Genomic DNA, 22,104 nt, shown 5'->3' with positions numbered 1-22,104 from the left:
TATTCGCGCGGCTCGCCGCGCGCGTTGACGGTCACGGTCGCTCCCGGCGGTCGCCGGGTCTGCATGTAATGGTCCTGTCCCTTGAATCGATAGGTCACGTCCCAGTACTGGGGGTTGCCGTTGTTGGGCGCCGCGCCGCAGCGCTGCACGTTGCGCACCTCGCGGTCGCGGTTGACGTTGCTGCCGACCACCGCGCCGCCGACCGCGCCGGCGGCCGTCGTCACGGCCTGCCCGGAGCCGCCGCCGAACTGGTGGCCCAGGATGCCGCCCAGCACGCCGCCGATGACGGCGCCGCCGACGTTGGGCCGGTCGCGCACTTCCTTCTGCTCGATCCAGCAGCGCTGCTGCGCGTCGCCCATCACCGCGCGCACGGACACGACCTGCGCCTGGAAGGTCGCCTCGTCGCCGCGGCGGTAGTAGGTCGGCTGCGGATCGGGGCCGTAGCGGTCGCGGCCCACGTCGACGCCGCCGTCGACGCGGCGCGCGGAGCTGATGCGGTCGTCCAGCCCCATCGACTGCAGCGACGGATAGCTGCCGGGCTGCAGCACGCGGCAGCGGCCGCTGTAGCCCGGGTCGGCGCAGACCTCCCAGCGCTCGCCGCGGACCTCGATCGACGACGCGCGGTCGTCGAAGCCGATCTCCTTGAGGAAATTGACCTGCGAGTCCGCGCCGGCCGAGCGGCCGCGGAAATGTTCGTGCTCGTAGAAGGTGATGTCGGCCATCGCCTGGCCGGCCAGCGCGCAGGCGGCGGCCGCGACGGCGACCTTCATCGCGCGCTTGAAGACGGGTGTGGAGCAACGGGTCATGGCAGTCCCCATCGTGGTTGGTGTGATGCCACCACTGTGGACCGCGCGGGGCCCCGGGTCTGTCGGGCCGCGCTGGCGACCGCTGTAGGACGGCATGCCGCCTCGTTCATCGTTCGGACTGGAGCCGCGGCAACAGCAGCTCGAACAGGGTGCCCTGCCGCGTCCGGGACGTGCCGATCAGCGAGCCGCCATGCGCCCGCGCGACGCGCTCCGGCTCCTGCAGCCCGGGGCCGACCTGCGCCGGCGACATGCCCGAGACCGGCTCGTTGCCGCCGAACAGGTGCAGCGTGGCTTCCGGATCGAGCACCGTGTCGAAGCTGATGCGCAGCATCAGCGAGCGCTGCGCGCCGCCGTCGACCTGGATGCGCAGCGCGCTGTCGCCGGCGTGGGTGGCGGCCTGCATCAGCAGCTGGTCGATGGCCTGCGCCATCAGCTCGGGGTCGAAGTCGCCGCTGGTGTCGCCGATCCGCTCGAAGGCGGGCGGCGACCACAGCACCGTCTGGTTGCTCTCGATGTCGAGCCGCTGCGCGGCCAGCGCCGCGAGGTCGCCGCGCACCGCCTGCACCTGCAGCAGTTCGCAGGGCCGGCGCGCCAGGCTGCCCAGGTGGTCGACCTGGCGGCCCAGCAGCGTCGCCGCTGCCTTGACGCGCTGGCCGGCCTTCTGCAGCGACGGGGATTCGGTCTGGCGGATCAGCAGCTCGGCGTTGAGCATCATGACCGACAGCGGGCTGCGGATGTCGTGGCTGAGCGCGCTCAGCATCAGCGCGTTGACGCGCGCCAGGCGCTCCTGCTCGACGATGCGCTCGGCCAGCAGGCGGCGCTGGCGATGCAGGTCGGCGAAGACGGCGACCTTGCTGCGCAGCACATGCGCGTCCACCGGCTTGTAGATGAAGTCGACGGCGCCGGCCTCGTAGCCCTTGAAGCTGCGCTGCGCCTCCTGCGAGCCGGCGGTCAGGAAGATGATCGGCACGTGGCGCGTGCGCGCCGCGCCGCGCATCAGCTCGGCCAGCGCGAAGCCGTCCATGCCCGGCATCTGCACGTCCAGCAGCGCCAGCACCACGTCGTGGACCAGCAGCAACTCCAGCGCGGCGGGTCCGCTTTCCGCCGTCAGCACGCGCAGGCCGGAATCGGCCAGCAGCGCTTTCATCGCGAGCAGGTTCTGAGGCTTGTCGTCCACCACCAGCACGCTGATCTCATCCACCACGTCGTTCTCCCACCGTTGATCTTTGGTTTGTCGGACAGGGCCATTGGGCAACCGGCGTGCCCGCCCTGGCTCGGGACTTACCCGCCCCTGATCCTCGCCCAGGGAAGCGCTGCCGTACGCTGTGGCGACGTTAGGATCGCGCCCGCCGCGAGGTCCGTCGCGGCCCTTTTCCCCCTTGCTGAATCCGAGGCGCCCCGCCCTCCCCGCGCCCGAGAGGAACCCATGAAACAGAACAGCGCCGCCGTCGAAGACCTCCTGTCCGCGCAACGCGACCGGGTGCTTGCCGAGTGGCAGGCCGAACTGACGGCCGGCGGCGGCAACCGCAGCCTGACCAGCGAACTGCGCGAGACCGGCGAGCTGCTGGAGGCCATCCTGGCCGGCGTGCGCGCCAACGGCAACACCGAGAACTTCGACGACGCGCCCTGGGCCCATGTGCGCGAAGTGCTGGGCAGCCTGTCGCGCTCGCGCGCGGCGCAGGGCTCGACGGCCGCCGACACCAGCCGCTTCGTGCTGGCGCTGAAGAAGCCGATGTTCGCCGGCCTGCAGCGCCGCTTCGGCGACCAGCCCGCGGCGCTGGTGGACGCCACCTGGGAGATCTCCTCCCTGCTGGACAACATGGCGCAGTACACCGTCACCACCTACCAGCGCAGCCGCGAGGAGATCATCGCGCGCCAGCAGCAGGAGCTGCTGGAGCTGTCCACGCCGGTGGTCAAGTTGTGGGAAGGCGTGCTGGCGGTGCCGATGATCGGCACGCTGGACAGCGGCCGCACGCAGCTGGTGATGGAGACGCTGCTGCAGCGCATCGTCGAGACCGGTTCCGGGCTGGCGATCATCGACATCACCGGCGTGCCCACCGTCGACACGCTGGTGGCGCAGCACCTGATCAAGACTGTCACGGCGATCCGGCTGATGGGCGCGGACGCGATCATCAGCGGCATCCGTCCGCAGATCGCGCAGACCATCGTGCACCTGGGCATCGACCTGGAAGGCATCACGACCAAGGCGACCCTGGCGGACGCGCTGGCGCTGGCGATGAAGCGCGCCGGGTTCGTCGTCACCAAGGGCCGGCCCGCGGCCGGCGCGGGTACCGCCGCATGACCACGCGCATCCCCATCCTGCGCATGGGCCGGACGCTGCTGGTGACCATCCAGGTCGACCTGCAGGACCAGACCGCGCTGGCGCTGCAGGACGACCTGGCCAACCGCATCCAGGACACCGGCGCGACCGGCGTGCTGATCGACATCTCCGCGCTGGAGATCGTGGACTCCTTCATCGGCCGCATGCTGGCCGGCATCTCCAGCATCGCCCGGGTGCTGGGCGCGACCTCGGTCGTCGTCGGCATGCAGCCGGCGGTGGCGATCACGCTGGTGGAGCTGGGCCTGTCGCTGCACGGCGTGCGCACCGCGCTGGACGTGGAACGCGGCATGGCGCTGCTGCGCGAGGCTGGCGTCGCGTCGGAGGCCGACGCCGAAGAGCCGTCCGGCGAGGCCGACGGCGCCGGCGAGGAGCCCCCGCGTGCCGGCCGCTGAGACCGCCGGCGCGATGCCGGTGCAGGCCGAGCCCGACATCGTGCTGGCGCGCCAGCTGGTGCGCCGGCTGACGCAGGAGCTGAAGTTCTCGCTGGTGGACCAGACCAAGATGATCACCGCGGCCAGCGAGCTGTCGCGCAACACCGTCGTCTATGGCGGCGGCGGGACCATGGAATGGGCGATCGTGACCGCCGGGCTGCGCACGGGCCTGCGGCTTGCCTTCGTCGACCAGGGACCGGGCATCCCGGACATGGAGCTGGCGATGAAGGACGGGTGGACCTCGGGCAACGGGATGGGCATGGGCCTGTCGGGCAGCAAGCGGCTGGTCAACGATTTCGAGATCGACTCCGCGCCCGGACGCGGCACGCGCGTGACGATCACGCGCTGGAAGTAGCCGTGCGCGCGCATCGACGCATTCCCGTCGACGACGCCAGCCAGGTCGGCGAGGCCCGCCGCGCGGCGCTGGCGCTGGCGGCGGAACTGGCCTTCGACGAGGAAGCCGCCGGCCGGCTCGCGCTGGCGGTGACCGAGCTGGGCACCAACCTCTTCCGCCACGTCGGACCCGGCCGCGAGGCCGCGCTGCTGATCGGTCGCGACGAGACCGGCGGCGAGCCCGGCCGGGACGGCGACGCCGTGCAGGTGCTGTCGCTGGACCGGGGCGACGGCATGGACGTCGAACGCTGCCTGCGCGACGGCTACAGCACCGCCGGTTCGTCCGGCACCGGCCTGGGCGCGATCAGCCGCCAGGCGTCGCGCTTCGGCGCGTTCTCGGCGCCAGGCCGCGGCACGGTCATCGCGGCGCGTTTCGCGCCTCGGGTCGAGCGCTCGCACATGCCGGTGCGCGCCCCCGCCTTCGACGTCGCCGGCCTGTCGCTGGCCGCGCCCGGCGAATCGGTCAGCGGCGACGCCTGGGCCTGGCGCCGCGACGGCGCGCGCGGGACGCTGGCGATGGCCGACGGGCTGGGCCACGGCCCCGACGCCGCCGCGGCGGCCGACAAGCTCATGCTGCTGCTCGGTCAGGCGGCGCCGGGCGCGCTGAGCTCCCCGGCCGCGTTCCTCGAACGCGCGCACGATCCGCTGCGCAGCACCCGCGGCTGCGCGGCCGCGGCCGTCGCGCTGGCCGAGGACGGCACGCAGCTGCTGTTCGGCGGGGCCGGCAACATCGCCGGCCGGCTGATCTCCGGCGTCGCCGACCGCTCGCTGATGTCGCAGCACGGCACGCTCGGGCTGCAGGTACGGCGCTTGCAGGACGCGGTCTACGAGTGGCCGCCCCATGCGGTGCTGGTGCTGCATTCGGACGGCATCGTCAGCCGCTGGTCGTTGGAAGACACGCCCGGCCTGCTGCGGGCCGACCCGGCGGTGATCGCCGGATGGATCGTCCGGGACCACCTGCGCGGCCGCGACGACGCGACCGTGGTGGTCGTGCGCCGGCACGAGGGCCCGGGGGAACGAGGATGACGCCGATGGACGACACGACCGCCGCCGGGCCGGACGCCGACGCGCTGCGCGCCGCGCTGGCCGCGTCGCGCGCGCAGGTCGAGGCCTTGCAGACCGAGATCGACGAGACCAACCGCGGCGTGCTCGCGCTGTACGCCGAGCTGGACACGCAGGCCCAGCAGCTGCGCCAGGCGACCGAGCTCAAGAGCCGCTTCCTGGCCTACATGAGCCACGAGTTCCGCACGCCGATCTCGTCCATCCGCAGCCTCACCCGGCTGCTGCTGGACCGCGTCGACGGGCCGCTGACCGAGGAGCAGGACAAGCAGATCACCTTCATCCAGCGCACCTCGGAGGAATTCGCCGACATGGTCAACGACCTGCTCGACCTGGCCAAGGTCGAGGCCGGGCGCATCGACATCTCCCCAGCCTGGTTCGAGCTGCTGGACCTGTTCGCCGCGTTGCGCGGCATGTTCAAGCCGGTGCTGGTCAACCCGGACGTGCAGCTGATCTTCGAGGAGCCGCAAGGCGTCTCGCAGCTGTTCACCGACGACGCCAAGCTGTCGCAGATCCTGCGCAACTTCATCTCCAACGCGCTCAAGTTCACGACCCAGGGCGAGGTGCGGGTCAGCGCGGTGGTGGGCGACGGCGCTGACGGCGGCGGCCAGCCCGAGATCACCTTCGCCGTCAGCGACACCGGCATCGGCATCGCGCCCGAGTTCCACGGCGCGATCTTCCAGGACTTCACCCAGATCGGCTCGCCGATCCAGAAGCGGCTGCGAGGGACCGGGCTGGGCCTGTCGCTGAGCAAGCGCCTGGCGGAGCTGCTCGGCGGCCGCGTCGGCCTGCGCAGCGAGCCCGGCGTGGGCTCGGTCTTCTCGCTGACGCTGCCGCTGCGGCTGCCCGACGCGCCGTCGTCCGTGCCCGCGGACGGCCGCGCGCCGATGACGGAGGTGCCCGACGCATGAACGAACCGCGCGCCATCGACCGTTCCCTGCACCGGCTGCTGGTGGTCAACGACGACCCGATCGGCCGCTACACCACGGTGCGGCTGCTCAACGCGGCCGGTTTCCCGACGATCGAGGCCGGCACCGGCGCCGAGGCGCTGCTCGCCGCGGACCAGCGGCCGTCCGCGGTGGTGCTGGACATCCACCTGCCCGACATCGACGGCTTCGAGCTGTGCCGCCGGCTGCGGGCGCAGGAGACCACCTTCCGGCTGCCGGTCATCCACCTGACGGCGGCCTACCTGACCGACGAGGACAAGGTGCGCGGCCTGGATGCCGGCGCCGACGCCTACCTGACGCACCCGGTGGAGCCGGCGGTGCTGGTGTCGACGATCCAGGCGCTGGTGCGCACGCGCGCGGCCGAGGAGGCGATGCGCCGCAGCGAGGCCAAGTTCCGCGCCGTCTACGCGCAGGCGCCCGGCGGCATCTGCCTGCTCAAGGCCGGCGACGGCACGGTGCTGGACGCCAATCCGGCGATGCTGGCGCTGCTCGGGCTGGGCGCCGACGCGGCGCAGGCGATCGTCGGCCGGCCGCTGACGGACTTCGTCCCGGCGTCGGGCCTGGCGGCGGCGCGCGCCTTCGTCGCGGCGCTGGGCAGCGAGGGGCTGCGGTCCGAGTTCCCGCTGCAATCGGCGCAGGCGCTGGCCGTGCCGGTCGAGTGGACCGCGTCGCCGCCGATCGAGCCCGGCGTGTGCATGGCGATGGCGGCGGACATGTCGCAGCGGCTGCTGATCGCGCGGCAGCGCCAGGAGCTGCTGGACCGCGAGCGCAGCGCCCGCGGCGAGGCCGAGCGGCTGTCGCGGATGAAGGACGACCTGATCGCGGTGCTGTCGCACGAGTTGCGCACGCCGCTGAACGCGATCATGGGCTGGACCCACGTGCTGCAGCGCCACAGTCCGCCGGACCTGCTGGCCAAGGGCCTGGGCGCGATCGACCGCAACGTGTCGATCCAGGCGCGGATGATCGCGGACATCCTGGACATGTCGCGGCTGAACCTGGGCAAGCTGCCGCTGGCGCGCGAGCGCGTGGAGGCCGGCGCGGTCGTGCGCGCCGCCGTCGCCGCGATCCAGCACACGATGGACGACAGCGGCCACCGGCTCGAGCTCGACCTCGAGGACGAGGCGACGATGCTGCTGGCCGACAGCGGGCGGCTGCAGCAGGTGATCTGGAACGTGCTGGGCAACGCGGCCAAGTTCTCGCCGCGCGACAGCACGATCACGCTGGCGATGCGCGCCGCCGACGCGGGCGTGCGGCTCGAGGTCCGCGACCAGGGCCAGGGCATCGCGCCGGAGTTCCTGCCGCACGTCTTCGACCGCTTCACGCAGAGCGACGCGGCCGGCAGCCGCCAGCACGGCGGGCTCGGCCTGGGGCTGGCGATCGTCAAGAGCCTGATCGAAGCGCATGGTGGCTGGGTCGACGTGCGCAGCGAGGGCCGCGGGCTCGGCACGGCGATCCGCTTCTGGCTGCCCGGCGCCGACACCGCGCCGGCGCTGCTGGAGGACGACACCGGGCCCGGCGGCCTGAGCAGCTTCGGCACGCTCGGCCCGGCGGTCGACCCCTCCGGGCCGGACGGGGCGCCGGTGTCGCTGGCGGGGCTGCGCGTGCTGGTCGTCGACGACGACGTCGATGCCGCGGCGATGCTCAAGCTGATCCTGGTGGACCGCGGCGCGCGGGTCACCGCGGTGAACGGCGCGGACGAGGCCCTGCTGGCCCTGGCGGGCCACGCGTTCGACCTGCTGATCAGCGACATCGGCATGCCGGGCCGCGACGGCTACGAGCTGGTGCGCGACATCCGCGCGCTGGAGACGCCCGGGGAACGCCTGCCGGCGATCGCGCTGACCGCGTTCTCGCGCGACGTGGACCGGCAGCAGGCGCTGCAGGCCGGCTTCGACGCGCACCTGGCCAAGCCGCTGCGGCCGCAGCTGCTGATGCGGCTGGTCGAACAGGTCGCCGGCAAGCAGGCCGGCGGCTGAGGACGGCCGGGCCGCGCGGGGACGCAGCGGCACCGCATCGGGTCAAGCAGGTCAAGCAGGCCGAGCAGGCCGAGCAGGCCGAGCAGGTCAAGCAGGCCGAGCAGGCCGAGCAGGTCAAGCAGGCCGAGCAGGCCGAGCAGGCCGAGTAGGTCGAGCAGGCCCGGTGGGCCGAGCGGGCCGGCGGCCCTGTCGCACCCTCGAACCGCGGGACATTGCCGGTCGACACACCGGCATGCCACAAGTTCCCCGCCCTCGCCCGACCGATGTCGATGCCTCCCCACGCGCCACGCCGCCCCAGCGCGGCGTACCGGCGCTCCCGCCTCCGCGCCAGGCCTGGTCCCAGATGCGCCGCCGGCTGCACCTGGCGATGGCTGACCTGCGCCGCGTCGTCCTCGATCGCTGCGACCGGCATCCGGAACGCACCCGCCTGGCGCTGGCGCTCGACGGCGCGATCGGCGACCTGGACAAGCTGCTCGACGCGTTCGACGGCCCGTTGATCGAACTGCTCGACGCCGCCGAAACCGCGCCCGACCGCGAGATCCGCGAGGACGTGCTCCAGCGCCTCGGGACCCACATGGCCGATGGCCGCGCCCGGTTCGCCCAGGATGAGCTGGTCGACCTGATGGACCGCAACGGCTTCGTCGACCTCGGCGTGCAGGCCCAGCTCGACGACGCCCTCACCGCGCTCGCGCGACGCCTCGGCATCGACGCGGGTGCCCCGGTCCCCTTCTCGCCAAGAAAAACCTGAGCCAGGCCACCTCGCCTGCCGCTCGCCCGCCCCTCGGATCGCCCCTCGGATCGCCCCTCGGATCGCCCCTCGGATCGCCCCTCGGATCGCCCCTCGCGCACACCGCGTCGGCGTCGGCGTCGGCGTCGGCGTCGGCGTCGGCGTCGGCGTCGGTGTCGGTGTCCGCCGCGTCGCTTGTCCGCCGACGATCGAACAACCCGGCGGGTTCAGCAGGAATTTCCATCTCGCGGCCTCGGCGGATGACGGACGTCAAGCGCGGCGTCAAACGGAGGGCGGGTGGTCCGTTGACAAAACCGGTCTCTCAACAGTCGGCCGGCGACGGTCCTCCCACGATGCTGAAGATGACCGCGGAACCCTTGCTGGTGTCCTTCGAGGACGACGACGGATGGGAGTACGTGATCGACCCGCGCGCCAAGGGCGAGCTGAGCCAGGAGCAGAGGACCTTCATCAACTGCGTGGAAGCGCGCGATCGCGCCCTGGGACCCACCGCGTTCAGCAGGATCTTCGGGGCTGAATCGCTGATGGACGCCTGCGGCGTCGAGAGCGAGCCGGATCGGGCGAGGGACCAGTTGACCGTCCGAGGGCTGGAGTTGCTCGTCGCCAGGCGACCGGCCCGAATGCAGGCGGCCCTGCGCGTGCGCGACGCGGCGGATGCCTTCCTGACGACGAGCACGAGCCCCAGGGAAACGCCACGACAGGCCGCTGCGACCATGCGCCTCGCGGCGGGCCTGACGCTCCAGGAGGAGCTCGGCGGTCCGCTGCGCGCCCTCAAGGCCGCCGACCGCGACCGTCTTGACGCGCGAGCCCCCGTGCGCGCGATGGCGCTGCGCGAGCATGCCCGGATGCTGGCGCGCTTCTTCGGCGTGCATCGCTCCGCGGCGCTGGGGATCGATTTCATCCTCGACGCCAACGGCCGCGTGGCGTATGCCTTCAAGGCGATGACGGCACGGGCGCCGCGCGCGCTCTGCGGTTCACACACCCAACGCGCGGTGGAAGCGGCCCTTTGCCCGGGTCCGCGCGCACCCGCGCCCCAGATCGTCGCCATGCCGGGACGTTGGTGCGCCGGCACCGGCGATGCCACCCGTCCCGCGCTGTTCGGGGCGGAGGAGCCCTCGGAAACCCTCGGCCTCCTGATGCCTGCGCCGGCGGGCTTCGACCTGTGCCTGCCCAGCGGGAATCCGGACGGCGAGGTGGCGCGCGATTTGATCGTCGCGAGGCACAACGGCAGGCTGGCGCCCGAGGCCATGGACCGGCTGCTTCTCGTCAAGCTGTTGTGCGGCGGGGCGGACCTGACGCCGCCCGAGGTCCTCGTGGACGTCAACGGCAAGCCATGGCTCCTGGACCCGGAGCGCCTGCTGGCGAGCGACGAGGAGGCGCGAAGCCTGGCGGCGGCGCGTCGCTTCCCGGACCCGGACGACGCCGGGCAGGGCGACACCGAGCCCGGCGCCAGCGAAACGTTCGAGCCGATGCCGATGCGAACCGATGCGCTGCAGACGCTCGCCGACCTCGACCTGGAGAAGCGGCAACGGGCGCTGGCATCGCGATGCCAGCCGACGGCACGAGAGAAGTTCCTGCTGTCCGAGGCGCTCGGACACACCGCGGTGGACGACGTCGCGGCGTCGGCGAGCCTGTGGCCCGGCGCCGGGGCGCAGGCGCGCGCCTTGCGGCTCGCGGGCGAGATTGCCGCCTGGGCGCGCGAGGCGATCCAGCACAAGGACCGCCTGTTGAACGAGCCGCTCGACGGCATCGAAGCCATCGACGCATTCGAGGACATGCGCCGGTTCGCCGACATGAGGAGTTCGGTCGCCTGGCTGCTCGAGACGATCCCGCTCGCGCCGCCGGTCGAAGAACCGCCGCTGCCCTGACCCGCCCCGCCGCGGGACCGCCCCGCGACCGCCCGGACACCTTCCTTCACCCCCAGGAGACCCCTGATGTTTCACCTGAACGCCAACGCATCCGGCTTGCCGGACGACAACCTGATCGAGCAGTACGACTACGTCGAAGTTCCCCCGGACCGCGACATGACCGCGGGCCGAGCCGCGATGAGCCCCTGGTTCCTCGCGCTCGACTGGTGCCGCGAGGCGCAGCCCCGGCCGCGCCGCTTCGGCCCCGATCACAAGGGCGACACCGAGTTCATCGCGGTCTGCAGGGCCGCGATGGCGCTGGCCAGCCCCGACCCCGACAAGGAGATGGAACTGGCGGCCAAGGCCTACGGCGCGGTCGGTACCTATATCGAGCGCCATCGGGGCGAGCGGAAGCGCCGGCTGCATCTGGAGCGCGCCGAGACGATCCGGGAAGCGGTGGAGGCGCTGTTTCAGGAACGTGCCGAGCAGCGCTCGCGCAGCAACAGCAACAGCGGCGACGGCGCGCGCCGCGACAGCAGTGGCGGCAGTGGCGGCGTCGTGCACCTCTCCGAGACATCGGGCGAATGGGCGCTCGACTTTGACCAAGCAATGTGGAACATGTCCGAGCGATCTTCGGCGGCCTCTGGCCCACGCTCCACGCCGCGATCTTCGCCGCGCGCTTCCCTGTCCCTCGTCTCCTCGTGTCAATCCTCCCGATCCTCGTCCCAGGTCACGTCCTATCCCCAGTTGACCCCCGAGTCCCGCGCGACCGATCGCGCAGGGCGACTCGACGAGGGGCTCGAGGCTGAATGGCGCCAGGCGCTGGAAGGGCAAGACCTGGCATCGCTGCATGGCCGCGCCCGCGAGTTGGACGGGCGCCCCAAGGACGCGAGCGCCACCGAAGCCGCGCGCGCGTTGCTGGCGGAGGCCTCCCAACTGCGCGAGCAGGCGCAGGCTGACCTGGACGCGCTCGATGACACGGCCGAGAACGAGCTCCGCGCCGTGACCGCGCGATTCAACGCCCTGCAGCATGTCATCGAGTTCGCGAGCCAGTACTGACGCTGACCCTCGCCGCGGCCGGCGGGCGCCTCGCGGTCAGTCCGCCGCGCCGGCCGCGCGCAGCGACAGGCCGACCCAGAACGCCCGGCCGGGTGCCGGCTCGAAGAACCGGCCGTTGCCGTCGTTGACGATCACGCTGCCCGCGTAGCGGCGGCCGGCGATGTTGTCCACGCGCGCGGTCAGCTCGGCGCGCAGGCCGGCAACGGTCCAGCCGCGCCGGGCGCGCAGGTTCACGATGCCGTAGCCGGCCGCCCAGTCGCCGTTGAGGTCGTTCACCGCGGTGCGCCGGGCACCGCGCCACTCGGCGGCGACTTCCCCATCCGCCGCCGTGTCGAAGGGCCGCCAGGCCAGCTCCGCGAAGCCGCTGCCGCCGTTCGTGCCGGCGATCCGGTTGCCGGCCGGCACCGGCACGTTCGCCGTCGGACACGGCGTGCCGGTGCAGGTCAGGAAGCCGTCCCGGTAGCTCGCCTTCAAACTGCCGACGGCCATGCCCGCGCGCCACCGCGGCGCGAAGTGCCATCCCGCCGACACCTCGATCCCATGACGCCGCGTCCGGCCGACGTTCTGGTAACTCGACCGTCCGCCGCTGTTGGACAGCACGCCGATCTCGTCGCGCGTCGCGACATGGAAGGCGGTCGCGTCCAGCTCGACATCGCCACCACGCCACTTCGCGCCGATCTCCTGCTGCAGGCTCTTCTGCGGCCGCAGCGCCGTGTTGAAACCGCCCTGCCCGTCGGCGCGATACGCCAGTTCGTTGAGCGTGGGCGATTCGAAACCGCGCCCGATCGCCGCGTGCAGCAGCAGCGACGGGACCGGCTTCCAGCCGACGCCCACCGCCGGGTTCGCGTACGTGTAGCGCAGCGATCCCGAGTCGTCGCCGTTGGACAGGAACCGATCCCGCGCCGACATCGTCACCCGCCCGGCGCGCACGCCGGCGCTGGCCGTCCAGTCCGTCGCGACCGGCCATTCCAGCTGCGCGTAGGCCTCACGGGTCGTCGCCGCGTTGTCCTCGTCGCGCCGCGGCGCGCCGGTGACGCCCAGCTGCTGCGCGGTTCCCGAGCCGATGAAGTTCTCGTAGCCCTGGCGGTCGTCGCGCTGGCGCTCCAGGTTCACGCCGGTGGCCAGCGTCGCCGGGCCGATCCGCCACAGCGCGCGGGCGTCGACGCCCTCATACCGCCGGCTGAAGTCGACGACCCCGCCGCCGCTGCCGGCCGGCGCCTGCGCCGCGACCGGAATCGCCTGCCACTGCGTCACCGAGCGCCGGCCCCCATAGGCGGCGACGACGGTCTCGGCCAGCGCGCCGGCGTCCTCGACGCGATGGCGCCAGCGCGCGCCGAGCTGCGTCTGGCGCGCGTTCTTGCGGGTGTCGAACTGCTCCGCCTGCGGCGCAGTCTGGTCCGGATCGGCGGCGAACTGGGCGGCCGTCAGGCCCAGCGGATCCTGCGCGCGCTGCTCGAGGTGGTTGAGCATCACCAGCACCTGGTCGCGCGCGCCGGTCCAGGCCAGCCGGCCGTCGGCCAGCGTGCGCCGCGCCGCGGCATGCGGCCGCGCGCCGTCGGTCTCCAGGTGGGACACGCCGAACCGCGTCTCCCAGCCCTGGCCGAACGGCGTGCCGGCGCTCAGCCGCGTCTGGCGCAGGCCGTCGCCGCCGACATCGACATCGACGCCGGCGAATCGCTCCCGCACCGGCGCGCTCACCAGCGCGATCACGCCGCCCGAGCTGTTGCCGTACAGCGCCGAGAACGGCCCGCGCAGCACCTCCACCCGCGCCGCGGACGCCAGGTCGAAGTGCGTGACCTGACCCTGCCCGTCGGGCATCGTCGCGGGAATGCCGTCGGTGTAGAGCCGCAGGCCGCGCACGCCGAACGGCGCCCGGGCGCCGAAACCGCGCGAGGACAGCTGCAGGTCCTGCGCGTAGTTCTGGCGGTTGTTGGCGGTGAGGCCGGGCACGCGGCTCAGCGCCTCGGACAGGTTGATCCGCGGTCCCGCGGCGCGCAAGGTGTCGGCGTCGACCACCGAGGCGGCATAAGGCGCCTCGTCGAGCCGACGCTCGCCGACGCTGCCGGACACGAGCACCGGCGGCAGCGCCGCCGGTTCGGACGCCTGCGACTTCGCCGCGGGGCTCAGCAGGCAGGCGGCGGCGCCGAGGCACGCCGGTCCGAGCATGGACTTCATTGTTCTCCCTGGTGTCATGGATGGTCCGCCCAGCGGGCAGGCCGCAGCTTGGGCAAGCGGGGTGCCGGCGCGCCGTGAAGCTCGGGCCTGTCGATGGCCCGCGTCGCCGCTGCGCGATCCACCCAGCGGATCAGGCCCTCCGACGAGGGCGATCGAGCCGGCGGCGGACGCGGGAGTCTCCCTCAACGCCAGGCCTGCCCGCCCCATGCGAACCCTTCGAATGAAAAAAGGATCCTGACGATGTTTCCTCGCGTCAATCTCACGGCCGACCTCGTCGGCAATCCCTTCGCCGATCCCTGGCTGAGCCCGCCGTCCTCGGGCACTGTCGGCCCCGCCCCGGCACCGGGCCCGGAGGCCGCGCGGCACGCGCGGCACGAACAAGCGCAGACCCCGGCGCAAGCGCGCTTCCTGGACGGGCTGGGATCGTGGATGGCGCGCCGGACGGCCGCCGCGCGCGCGCAGGTGTCGACCTTCGCCGTCCTGCACCGGCCGGGCTGGTCCAAGACCAAGCCGGTGAACTTCTCGGAGGTGCGCGCGCTGCACGGGAAGTGGCAGCAAGCGGGCGCGAGGCCGCGCGGCGAGGCCGCCGACGCGCTTTACCGTCGCGCCACGGCCTACATCGAGACGACGCGGGGACAGGCGACGCAGGGGCAAGCGCCATCGATGCGGCGACAGCAGGATCGCGACGCCGCGCAGCGCTACCTCGACGTGCTGCGCGCGGCGCGACGTCGAGGCGCGTCGGCCACTCGCTGGACGGAGTCCGGTGGCCTGACGACGCGACTGCTCTCGCTGCTGGCCTGCTGCGCGCCGGGATTGGCCAGCCGGATCCGCCGGCAACGTCGCCGTCGACGCTGGACGCCGGACCTCGAGCGCCTCCGGGCCGCGCCCGGCGCCCCCCGCACGAGCACCTGGCCGCTCCGGACGGACCGTCCCGGGCGGTGACCGCCCGCCGCCCGCCGGCGCGTGGCGACGGGGCGATGTCCGGGTAGGCACCCCGCTTGCTGCTCCCGCCAGGGCCGCCGCCCCGGCCGGGGCGGCCCCTGCCTGGAGAAGCCGATGAACAACAACATGCCCGCGCCCGCGCGATCCCGTCGCCGGCGCACCCGGATCGCCCTGGCGTCCGCCGCCCTCGCCGCCCTGGCCGCCTGCGGCATCCCGACGGTGCGCGCGCTGGAGGCCCAGCCCGCCACGCCGCCCGGCTACGGCCCCAACCCCGCGCTGCCGGAGCCCCAGAAGGGCCTGCTGCCGACGATCAACGTCGCCAAGGCGGTCGGCTGGCCGGCGGGCGCGAAGCCGCAGGCCGCCACCGGCCTGGCGGTCGCGCGCTTCGCCGACAAGCTGGACCATCCGCGCTGGGTCTACACGCTGCCCAACGGCGACGTGCTGGTGGCCGAGACGAACGCCCCGGTGCGCCCCGACGACGGCAAGGGCCCCAAGGCCTGGATCACCAAGCAGTTCCAGAAGAAGGCCGGCGCGACGCCCAAGAGCGCCAACCGCATCACGCTGCTGCGCGACACCGATGGCGACGGCGTCGCCGACCAGCGCTTCGCGTTCGCCGAGGGCCTGCACTCGCCGTTCGGCATGGCGCTGGTGGGCAACATGCTCTACGTCGCCAACACCGACGCGGTGGTGCGGTTCCCCTATGCGAACGGCCAGACCCGGCTGGGCGGCCAGCCGGTCAAGGTCGCGGACCTGCCCGGCGGCTCGATCAACCACCACTGGACCAAGAGCCTGATCGCCAATGCCGAAGGGACCAAGCTCTACGCCGGCATCGGCTCCAACAGCAACGTCGCCGAGAACGGCATCGAGAACGAGCAGCGCCGCGCGGCGATCCTGGAGATCGACCTGCAGGCCGGCACGACCCGCGTGTTCGCGTCGGGTCTGCGCAATCCGGTCGGCCTGGCCTGGGAGCCGACCGGCAAGGCACTGTGGGTGTCGGTGAACGAACGCGACGAGCTCGGCGACGACCTGGTGCCGGACTACATCACCTCGGTCCAGGACGGCGGCTTCTACGGCTGGCCCTACAGCTGGTACGGCAAGCACGTCGACGAGCGGGTGAAGCCGCAGCGGCCGGAACTCGTCGAGAAGGCGATCGTGCCGGACTACGCGGTCGGCGCGCACACCGCGTCGCTGGGGCTCGCGTCCGCGGACGGCAACAAGCTGACGCAGGACTTCGCCCACGGCATGTTCGTGGGCCAGCACGGTTCCTGGAATCGCAAGGTGCCGGCGGGCTACAAGGTGATCTTCGTGCCCTTCGTCGGCGCCAAGCCCAGCGGCATGCCGGTGGACGTGCTGACCGGCTTCCTCAACGACAAGGGCGAGGCGATGGGCCGCCCGGTGGGCGTCGCGCTCGACCGCCGCGGCGCGCTGCTGGTGGCCGACGACGTCGGCAACGTGATCTGGCGCGTCACGGCGACCGGCGCCGCCGGTCCGAACGCGGCCTTCCCCGCGGCGGCGGGAGCCGCCAGCACGCCGGCGTCGCGTTGACCTTGCCGCGTTGACCTTGCCGCGTGACGCGCCCGGCGTCACGCGGCAAAGCGCCCCGGCGACGGGCCACCGGGGCGCGGGGACGACCCGCCGTCAGTGGTGGGTCGTCTTGCGTTTGGCCGGCACCTTCGCGCCGGCCTTGCGGGCCTTGGACAGCCCGATGGCGACGGCCTGCTTCGGGTTGGTCACCTTCTTGCCGCTGCGGCCGCTCTTGAGCTCGCCGTGTTTCTCCTCGTGCATGGCCTTGTGCACTTCGTCCTGGGCCTTCTTGCCGTATCGCGCGGTCATGACGGTTCCTTTCAGCGTCGTTGCATGCCCTGGGAGCGGCAACCCGCATGCCGTGCGGTGGCATCGCGATTGCCGAACTGCCTGGCGACGGCTGCGCCGCCATCGCCCGCCGCGGGCCCTCGCCGCCCGCCGCCGCCCTCCATCGCCATCCCCTCAGGAAGCCCCATGGTCACGAAGAAAACCGCCTCCGCCGCCGCGCCCGCCGCCGCCGGCAAGTCTTCCCGGTCCTCGAAGAAATCCAACGGCCACGGCACCGCGCCCGGCGTGCCGGCGGCGGGCACGGGCCCGTCCAACGAGGGCCTGGGCTCCGCGCTGAGCACCTTCGGCGGACCCGCGCGGGCCGAGCTCAGCACCGCGGCGGGCCTGACCGAATCGCAGGTGCGGCTGGCCCGCAAGGCCGGCGGCACCGCCGCGCTGGCCGAGGCGATGCCGGCCAATCCGCTCAAGGCCGTCGAGCACGGCCGGGAGAACGCGATCAACCCAGTGCCCGGCGCCGCCACCGGGCCGAGCGACGACGTGGTCGCCGGCAGCACGGTCACCGAGGACTTCGCCTCCGACAAGGTCGGCGACGGCCTGCCCGAGGCCGGCTACAACGCCACCACCGAATCGCTGGACCGCGTGCGCGTGGACAGCGGCGGCCAGCCGCTGACGACCAACCAGGGCGTGCGCGTGGCCGACAACCAGAACTCGCTGAAGGCGGGGCTGCGCGGCCCGACGCTGATGGAGGACTTCATCCTCCGCGAGAAGATCACCCACTTCGACCATGAGCGCATCCCGGAGCGCATCGTGCATGCGCGGGGTTCCGGCGCGCACGGCTACTTCGAGTGCTACGACGCGCTGGACGACCTGACGGTGGCGGCGCCGTTCGCCGCCGCGGGCAAGCGCACGCCGGTGTTCGTGCGCTTCTCCACCGTGGCGGGAGAGCGCGGCTCGGTCGACACCGCGCGCGACGTGCGCGGCTTCGCGGTCAAGTTCTACACGGACGAAGGCAACTGGGACCTGGTGGGCAACAACATCCCGGTGTTCTTCATCCAGGACGCGATGAAGTTCCCGGACCTGGTCCACGCGGTCAAGCCCGAGCCGCACCACGGCATGCCGCAGGCGGCCAGCGCGCACGACACCTTCTGGGACTTCGTCTCGCTGATGCCGGAGTCCACCCACATGCTGATGTGGGTGATGTCGGACCGCGCCATCCCGCGCAGCTACCGGATGATGCAGGGCTTCGGCGTGCACACCTTCCGGCTGGTCAACGCCAAGGGCCAGTCGCAGTTCGTGAAGTTCCACTGGACGCCCAAGGCCGGCACGCATTCGCTGGTGTGGGACGAGGCGGTCAAGATCGCCGGCGCCGATCCCGACTTCCATCGCCGCGACCTGTGGGAGGCGATCGAGGGCGGGCTGCAGCCGGAATGGGAACTCGCGCTGCAGGTCTTCACCGAGGAGCAGGCCGAGGGCTGGTCCTTCGACATCCTCGATCCGACCAAGATCGTCCCCGAGGAACTGGTGCCGCTGCGCCCGGTCGGGCGCCTGGTGCTGACGCGCAATCCCGACAACTTCTTCGCCGAGACCGAGCAGGTCGCGTTCTGCGCCGCGCACATCATTCCCGGCCTCGACTTCACCAACGACCCGCTGCTGCACGGCCGCATCCATTCGTACGTGGACACGCAGATCTCGCGCCTGGGCGGACCCAACTTCCACGAGATCCCGATCAACACGCCGGTCGCGCCGGTGCACAACAACCAGCGCGACGGCATGCACCGGCAGGCGCTGCATCGCGGCCGCGTGGCGTATGAGCCCAACTCGCTGGGCGGCGGCTGTCCGTTCCAGGCCGGCGCCAGCGGCTTCGTGTCCTTCCCGCAGACGGTCGACGGCGAGTCGCTGCGCGGCAAGCCGGAGCGCTTCGCCGAGCACTTCGCGCAGGCGACGCTGTTCTGGAACAGCCAGAGCGAGGCCGAGCAGCAGCACATCGCCAACGCCTTCCGCTTCGAGCTGACCAAGGTGCAGGTGCCGGCGATCCGGCAGCGGATGCTGTCCAACCTGCTGCGCGTCGACGCGGGCCTGGCCGCGCGGGTGGCCGAGGGCCTGGGCATGGAACTGCCGGCCCCGGCGCCCGACCTGCTGCCGGCGACCGCCGTGGGCGCGCCGGTCGAGGGCTCGGTGCAGGCGCCGGAGGTGCGCAAGTCGACGGCGCTGTCGCTGACGGCGCATCCGGGTGACGGCTCGCTGCAGGGGCGCAAGGTGGCGCTGCTGGTCCACCAGGGCGTGGATGCCGACGGCTTGCGCGCGGCGCACCAGGCGGTGCTCGAGGCCGGCGGCGTGCCGCGGTTCGTCGGGCACCGGCTGGGCGACGTGATGCCGGCGTCCGGCGATCCGATCCAGGTCGAGGTCACCCTGGACACGGCGCCGGGCCCGGTGTGGGACGCGGTCGTCGTGCCGGGCGAGGCGGACGACCTGCCGACGCTGTCGACGTCGACACCGGCGGTGAACTTCGTGCAGGACGTCTACCGGCACTGCAAGCCGATCCTGGTGCTGGGCGCCGAGAGCGCGCTGCTGGAAGCGGCCCGGGCGCCGGGCTCGGCCGACGAGGCCACCGGCGACGCGCTGCTGTTCTTCCAGGACGGCGGCGCCGCCGGCGCGATCGAGGCCTTCGTCATCGCGCTGGGCCAGCACCGGCGCTTCGACCGGGAGCAGGAGCCGGTGTTGGTCTGAGACCGGCGCCACGATCCTTCCGTCGTCCGACCTCCACGGCAGCACCATGGCAATATGGTGCTGTTTTTTATTGTTTTGGCACTTTAATTCCATTTCCCTTTGGCGCCGTTTGGAACTAAAGTTCCATTCAGCCGTGATTACGCACTTTATTACCATGATGACCATGCCCGACATCGCCGAGAGTCTCAGAGACGCCGCCCGCCGCAACGGGATGACGCAGGCTCGCCTGGCCGATGCCGCCGGCGTGTCTCCCCGCACGCTGACCCACGTGTTCAGCGGCCAGGAGGACTACCGGGTCTCGACGCTGATGGCGCTGGCCAACCGGCTCGGCCTGGAGCTCGTGCTTCTCCCCAAGGGCGCGGGCGCCGGATTGGCCGTCGGAGAGCCCGCCGGCCCGCCGGTGCGATCCGTGATCAATGAGGCGTTGGAGGCGGCACAGGCCCGCCGCGATGCCGCGACCAGGACTTCAGGACGATGAACGTCAAGGCCCTCGCGATCCATCTCGGCACGACCCGCCTGGGCGTGCTCTTCCAGTACACGCTCTCGGCGGACACGGTGGTGAACCGGTTCGTCGCCGACGACGCGCTGGGCGCCGGCGACGCGACGCCCACCCTGTCGCTGTCGCTGCGCGCCTCGAGCCCGCAGGCGCAGGCCGCCGTCTGGCGCGACGTGCTGTCCCGGAGCTTCAACGGCCGCCATTCGAGCCGAGGCGGATGGCTGCTGCCGGCCTTCTTCCAGAACCTGCTTCCCGAAGGCGTCTTCCGCGACCACGTCGCGGCGCTGCGCGACTGCTCGCCGACCGACCATTTCGAGATGCTCGCCGCCTGCGGCAAGGACCTGCCCGGCAACGTGCACGCGCTGCCGGTGGCCCTGTCCCGCGACGAACTGGCGCGCTGCGTGACGCAAGGCCAGGACGCCCTGGAGATGTCGGTGACGGCGGATCCGCTGGACGAGGGAGTCTCGCTGTCCGGCGTGCAGCCCAAGCTGGGCGTGGTCCGCGACGGCGACCGCTATGTCGGGCGGACCAAGGACCAGGACACCCACATCATCGCGAAGCTGCCGGTGGTGGGACAGCCGCGGCTGCCGGAGGTGGAGGAACTGACCCTGCGCCTGGCGCGGGCGGCCGGCGTCGACGCCTGCGAGGCGACGCTGGAGCCGCTGTCGCGGCTCGGCATCGCGCACGACTACGACCTGGGCGATGCCGATGCCAGCACGCATTTCCTGGCGGTGACGCGTTTCGACCGCTCGCCGGCGGGGCGGATCCATGTCGAGGACTTCGCGCAGATCTTCAGCCGCATGCCCGAGGACAAGTACGGCGCCGGACCGGACGGGCCGGCGATCAGCTACGTCGACCTGGCCCTGGCGATGATGACGCAGCCCTCGCTGGGCGAAGCCGCCGTGCACGAGCTGCTGCGGCGGCTGGTCGTCAACGAGCTGGTCGGCAACCCCGACATGCATCTCAAGAACATCGGCGTGCGTTATCTCGACGGCGTCACGCCGACCCTGTCGCCGGCCTACGACCTCGTGGCCTACGCCGTCTACCACCGCATCCGCGGCCACGCGCTGCGCACCGTGCCCGAGGCGATGGCGCCTGACCGCGGCGAGATGCGGCACGCGACGCCGGCCGAGCGCCAGGCCCTGGGGCCTCAACTGCTGAGGATCTTCTGCGACGAAGCCGGCCTGACCTTCAAGCCGGCCGAGCAGGCCGTGATGCGATGCGTGAAGGCGGCCTTCGACCACTGGCCGGCGATGATCGACGCGTCGGCGCTGACCGACGCCCAGAAGCAGCGACTCCTGTCGCACTTCATGCAGCACCGGATGATCCAGTCGCTGGCCCGGCGCGCCGAGCGCGCGGCGGCGCGGATGGCCGGTCGGGCCGACCAAGCGGACCCAGCGGGCCCAGTGGACCGAGCGGACCCGGTCGACCCAGTCGGTCTCGCCGGCGATTGAGGCGCCGGCCGCGGGGTCGCCGCGGAATCGCCCGCGCGCTCAGGCGTCCTGCTGGCGCTCGTACTCCACGCTCTCCAGCGTGAGCTCGTCGCGCCACTGGCGGTCGAGCTCGTCGCGGCGGCGGCGCATGGACGTCGACAGCGATCGCCAGTCCACCGACGACGCATGCGTGAGCCGCGGCAGGATGCCCTGCTCCACGTCCTTGGCGTGATGGCTGACGTAGCGTCCCAGCACGCCGACCAGCGGCGCGAACTGCGTGTCGTCGGCGCGCATGCGCCGCAGCTGCGACATCAGGATGCGCACCACCAGGTGCTCGATCTCGGCCTCGTTGATCAGGCGGCGCTCGACCGCGCCGATCTCCGGGCACTTGCGCACCGCCGGATAGAACAGCTCTTCCTCCAGCGTCGCGTGCAGCGTCAGCAGCGCGCAGGTGCGGCGCACCAGCGTCTCGCAGGACTCGGCGTCGCCTTGCGCCCACAGCCGGTCGAACTGGTGGAACGCGTGCTGCGCGCGCTGGTGGTCGTCGACCAGCAGCGCGACGACCTCGTCGCGCGCCACCAGGTCCGATCGGATCTCGCTCTGCGGCAGGACGTGGGACCTCATGCCGGCACTCCTTCCTCGGCGCTTTGGCGCGCCGGCGTCGCGTGGTCGTCGTGATACCGGCGCGGCCCATCGGGATGCACGCCGGGATCGTCGGGATGCTCGTGCGGCGCCTGCTCGGGGCCGGGGGCCGGCGGCTCGGCCGGCTGGTCCTCGTCGGTGCGCGGCCCCGGACCGGGCTTGGGCGCGGCGCCGGCCTCCAGCGGCGGCCGGCTCGCCGGGTCGCCGCGCCAGGCCGGCGGCCAGGACGTCTCGAAAGCCTTGTCATCCATGGAACTGCACTCCTTGAGGGCCTGC

General features: G+C 72.4%; 20 protein-coding genes. 14 read left to right on the top strand and 6 right to left on the bottom strand.

What is annotated here, in order from left to right; translation table 11 throughout:
* Both N5D62_RS16430 and N5D62_RS16425 read right to left on the bottom strand, forming a co-directional pair.
* On the bottom strand, positions 1-806 hold an 806-nt coding region (locus N5D62_RS16430; protein ID WP_279758929.1), incomplete at its 3' end, for a beta/gamma crystallin-related protein.
* Between the two features lie 106 nt (positions 807-912).
* Positions 913-2,010 carry a hybrid sensor histidine kinase/response regulator gene (locus tag N5D62_RS16425; protein ID WP_279758928.1) on the bottom strand — a complete coding sequence of 366 codons (1,098 nt, stop codon included), beginning with the start codon at positions 2,008-2,010 and terminating at the stop codon, positions 913-915.
* A 222-nt stretch (positions 2,011-2,232) separates the two neighbouring features.
* Between N5D62_RS16425 and N5D62_RS16420 the strand changes: the two genes are divergently transcribed.
* The 9 genes from N5D62_RS16420 to N5D62_RS16380 all read left to right on the top strand — a co-directional run bounded on the left by N5D62_RS16420 (position 2,233) and on the right by N5D62_RS16380 (position 11,601).
* Positions 2,233-3,108, top strand: a complete 876-nt coding sequence (locus N5D62_RS16420; protein ID WP_279758927.1) for an STAS domain-containing protein — start codon at positions 2,233-2,235, stop codon at positions 3,106-3,108.
* The gene (locus tag N5D62_RS16415; RefSeq protein WP_279758926.1) at positions 3,105-3,539 is read left to right on the top strand and encodes an STAS domain-containing protein; all 435 of its coding nucleotides are present in this window, start codon (positions 3,105-3,107) and stop codon (positions 3,537-3,539) included. The genes N5D62_RS16420 and N5D62_RS16415 overlap by 4 nt, the downstream gene beginning before the upstream one ends.
* A 13-nt stretch (positions 3,540-3,552) precedes the next feature.
* Complete coding sequence (locus N5D62_RS16410) at positions 3,553-3,933, top strand: anti-sigma regulatory factor (RefSeq protein WP_279758931.1); 381 nt, start codon at positions 3,553-3,555, stop codon at positions 3,931-3,933.
* Between the two features lie 2 nt (positions 3,934-3,935).
* Positions 3,936-4,997, top strand: coding sequence for a SpoIIE family protein phosphatase (locus N5D62_RS16405; RefSeq protein WP_279758925.1), 1,062 nt, complete (start codon positions 3,936-3,938; stop codon positions 4,995-4,997).
* Positions 4,998-5,002: 5 nt separating this feature from the next.
* The gene (locus N5D62_RS16400; protein WP_279758924.1) at positions 5,003-5,941 is read left to right on the top strand and encodes an ATP-binding protein; all 939 of its coding nucleotides are present in this window, start codon (positions 5,003-5,005) and stop codon (positions 5,939-5,941) included.
* A complete protein-coding gene (locus N5D62_RS16395; RefSeq protein ID WP_279758923.1) occupies positions 5,938-7,950 on the top strand; it encodes a response regulator in 2,013 nt (670 codons plus the stop codon). Before N5D62_RS16400 ends, N5D62_RS16395 begins: the two co-directional genes overlap by 4 nt.
* Before the next feature lie 232 nt (positions 7,951-8,182).
* A complete protein-coding gene (locus tag N5D62_RS16390) occupies positions 8,183-8,698 on the top strand; it encodes a hypothetical protein (RefSeq protein WP_279758922.1) in 516 nt (171 codons plus the stop codon).
* A gap of 332 nt (positions 8,699-9,030) precedes the next feature.
* Positions 9,031-10,563: a hypothetical protein gene (locus N5D62_RS16385; RefSeq protein WP_279758921.1), complete on the top strand. Its 1,533-nt coding sequence runs from the start codon at positions 9,031-9,033 to the stop codon at positions 10,561-10,563.
* Between the two features lie 66 nt (positions 10,564-10,629).
* Positions 10,630-11,601, top strand: coding sequence for a hypothetical protein (locus N5D62_RS16380; protein WP_279758920.1), 972 nt, complete (start codon positions 10,630-10,632; stop codon positions 11,599-11,601).
* 36 nt (positions 11,602-11,637) lie between these two features.
* On the opposite strand, the gene N5D62_RS16375 is transcribed toward N5D62_RS16380, so the two are convergent.
* A complete protein-coding gene (locus N5D62_RS16375; RefSeq protein ID WP_279758919.1) occupies positions 11,638-13,776 on the bottom strand; it encodes a TonB-dependent receptor in 2,139 nt (712 codons plus the stop codon).
* 240 nt (positions 13,777-14,016) lie between these two features.
* On the opposite strand from N5D62_RS16375, the gene N5D62_RS16370 reads away from it, so the two are divergent.
* Both N5D62_RS16370 and N5D62_RS16365 read left to right on the top strand, forming a co-directional pair.
* Positions 14,017-14,718, top strand: a complete 702-nt coding sequence (locus N5D62_RS16370) for a hypothetical protein (RefSeq protein ID WP_279758918.1) — start codon at positions 14,017-14,019, stop codon at positions 14,716-14,718.
* Positions 14,719-14,832: 114 nt separating this feature from the next.
* Positions 14,833-16,263, top strand: a complete 1,431-nt coding sequence (locus N5D62_RS16365; RefSeq protein WP_279758917.1) for a sorbosone dehydrogenase family protein — start codon at positions 14,833-14,835, stop codon at positions 16,261-16,263.
* Between the two features lie 93 nt (positions 16,264-16,356).
* On the opposite strand, the gene N5D62_RS16360 is transcribed toward N5D62_RS16365, so the two are convergent.
* Positions 16,357-16,551, bottom strand: coding sequence for a DUF6496 domain-containing protein (locus tag N5D62_RS16360; protein ID WP_279758916.1), 195 nt, complete (start codon positions 16,549-16,551; stop codon positions 16,357-16,359).
* Between the two features lie 165 nt (positions 16,552-16,716).
* Between N5D62_RS16360 and N5D62_RS16355 the strand changes: the two genes are divergently transcribed.
* The 3 genes from N5D62_RS16355 (at position 16,717) to N5D62_RS16345 (ending at position 21,207) form a co-directional block, all read left to right on the top strand.
* Positions 16,717-19,257 (top strand): catalase, encoded by a 2,541-nt coding sequence (locus N5D62_RS16355; RefSeq protein WP_279758915.1) that lies wholly within the window; start codon positions 16,717-16,719, stop codon positions 19,255-19,257.
* 163 nt (positions 19,258-19,420) lie between these two features.
* Positions 19,421-19,735, top strand: coding sequence for a helix-turn-helix transcriptional regulator (locus tag N5D62_RS16350; RefSeq protein ID WP_279758914.1), 315 nt, complete (start codon positions 19,421-19,423; stop codon positions 19,733-19,735).
* Positions 19,732-21,207 (top strand): type II toxin-antitoxin system HipA family toxin, encoded by a 1,476-nt coding sequence (locus N5D62_RS16345; RefSeq protein WP_279758913.1) that lies wholly within the window; start codon positions 19,732-19,734, stop codon positions 21,205-21,207. The genes N5D62_RS16350 and N5D62_RS16345 overlap by 4 nt, the downstream gene beginning before the upstream one ends.
* A gap of 39 nt (positions 21,208-21,246) precedes the next feature.
* Here N5D62_RS16345 and N5D62_RS16340 read toward each other — a convergent pair whose 3' ends face one another.
* Both N5D62_RS16340 and N5D62_RS16335 read right to left on the bottom strand, forming a co-directional pair.
* Positions 21,247-21,810, bottom strand: coding sequence for a hemerythrin domain-containing protein (locus N5D62_RS16340; RefSeq protein WP_279758912.1), 564 nt, complete (start codon positions 21,808-21,810; stop codon positions 21,247-21,249).
* Entirely contained in the window at positions 21,807-22,079 is a 273-nt protein-coding gene (locus tag N5D62_RS16335) for a hypothetical protein (protein WP_279758911.1), read from the bottom strand. The genes N5D62_RS16340 and N5D62_RS16335 overlap by 4 nt, the downstream gene beginning before the upstream one ends.
* Between the last annotated feature and the right edge of the window lie 25 nt (positions 22,080-22,104).

The sequence above is a fragment of the Mitsuaria sp. GD03876 genome, from assembly GCF_029840635.1.
GTDB lineage: Bacteria > Pseudomonadota > Gammaproteobacteria > Burkholderiales > Burkholderiaceae_C > Roseateles.
The sequence above is the reverse complement of the archived record's forward strand: the minus strand, read 5'-3'. Positions and strand labels throughout refer to the sequence as shown.

Excerpts from the sequence above, each read along its gene's own strand:
- N5D62_RS16360 (WP_279758916.1), bottom strand. The coding sequence starts at position 16,551 with ATGACCGCGCGATACGGCAAGAAGGCCCAGGACGAAGTGCACAAGGCC.
- N5D62_RS16420 (WP_279758927.1), top strand. The coding sequence starts at position 2,233 with ATGAAACAGAACAGCGCCGCCGTCGAAGACCTCCTGTCCGCGCAACGC.
- N5D62_RS16410 (WP_279758931.1), top strand. The coding sequence starts at position 3,553 with ATGCCGGTGCAGGCCGAGCCCGACATCGTGCTGGCGCGCCAGCTGGTG.
- N5D62_RS16385 (WP_279758921.1), top strand. The coding sequence starts at position 9,031 with ATGCTGAAGATGACCGCGGAACCCTTGCTGGTGTCCTTCGAGGACGAC.
- N5D62_RS16380 (WP_279758920.1), top strand. The coding sequence starts at position 10,630 with ATGTTTCACCTGAACGCCAACGCATCCGGCTTGCCGGACGACAACCTG.
- N5D62_RS16365 (WP_279758917.1), top strand. The coding sequence starts at position 14,833 with ATGAACAACAACATGCCCGCGCCCGCGCGATCCCGTCGCCGGCGCACC.
- N5D62_RS16390 (WP_279758922.1), top strand. The coding sequence starts at position 8,183 with ATGCCACAAGTTCCCCGCCCTCGCCCGACCGATGTCGATGCCTCCCCA.
- N5D62_RS16395 (WP_279758923.1), top strand. The coding sequence starts at position 5,938 with ATGAACGAACCGCGCGCCATCGACCGTTCCCTGCACCGGCTGCTGGTG.
- N5D62_RS16415 (WP_279758926.1), top strand. The coding sequence starts at position 3,105 with ATGACCACGCGCATCCCCATCCTGCGCATGGGCCGGACGCTGCTGGTG.
- N5D62_RS16400 (WP_279758924.1), top strand. The coding sequence starts at position 5,003 with ATGGACGACACGACCGCCGCCGGGCCGGACGCCGACGCGCTGCGCGCC.
- N5D62_RS16375 (WP_279758919.1), bottom strand. The coding sequence starts at position 13,776 with ATGAAGTCCATGCTCGGACCGGCGTGCCTCGGCGCCGCCGCCTGCCTG.
- N5D62_RS16370 (WP_279758918.1), top strand. The coding sequence starts at position 14,017 with ATGTTTCCTCGCGTCAATCTCACGGCCGACCTCGTCGGCAATCCCTTC.
- N5D62_RS16350 (WP_279758914.1), top strand. The coding sequence starts at position 19,421 with ATGCCCGACATCGCCGAGAGTCTCAGAGACGCCGCCCGCCGCAACGGG.
- N5D62_RS16345 (WP_279758913.1), top strand. The coding sequence starts at position 19,732 with ATGAACGTCAAGGCCCTCGCGATCCATCTCGGCACGACCCGCCTGGGC.
- N5D62_RS16355 (WP_279758915.1), top strand. The coding sequence starts at position 16,717 with ATGGTCACGAAGAAAACCGCCTCCGCCGCCGCGCCCGCCGCCGCCGGC.
- N5D62_RS16340 (WP_279758912.1), bottom strand. The coding sequence starts at position 21,810 with ATGAGGTCCCACGTCCTGCCGCAGAGCGAGATCCGATCGGACCTGGTG.
- N5D62_RS16335 (WP_279758911.1), bottom strand. The coding sequence starts at position 22,079 with ATGGATGACAAGGCTTTCGAGACGTCCTGGCCGCCGGCCTGGCGCGGC.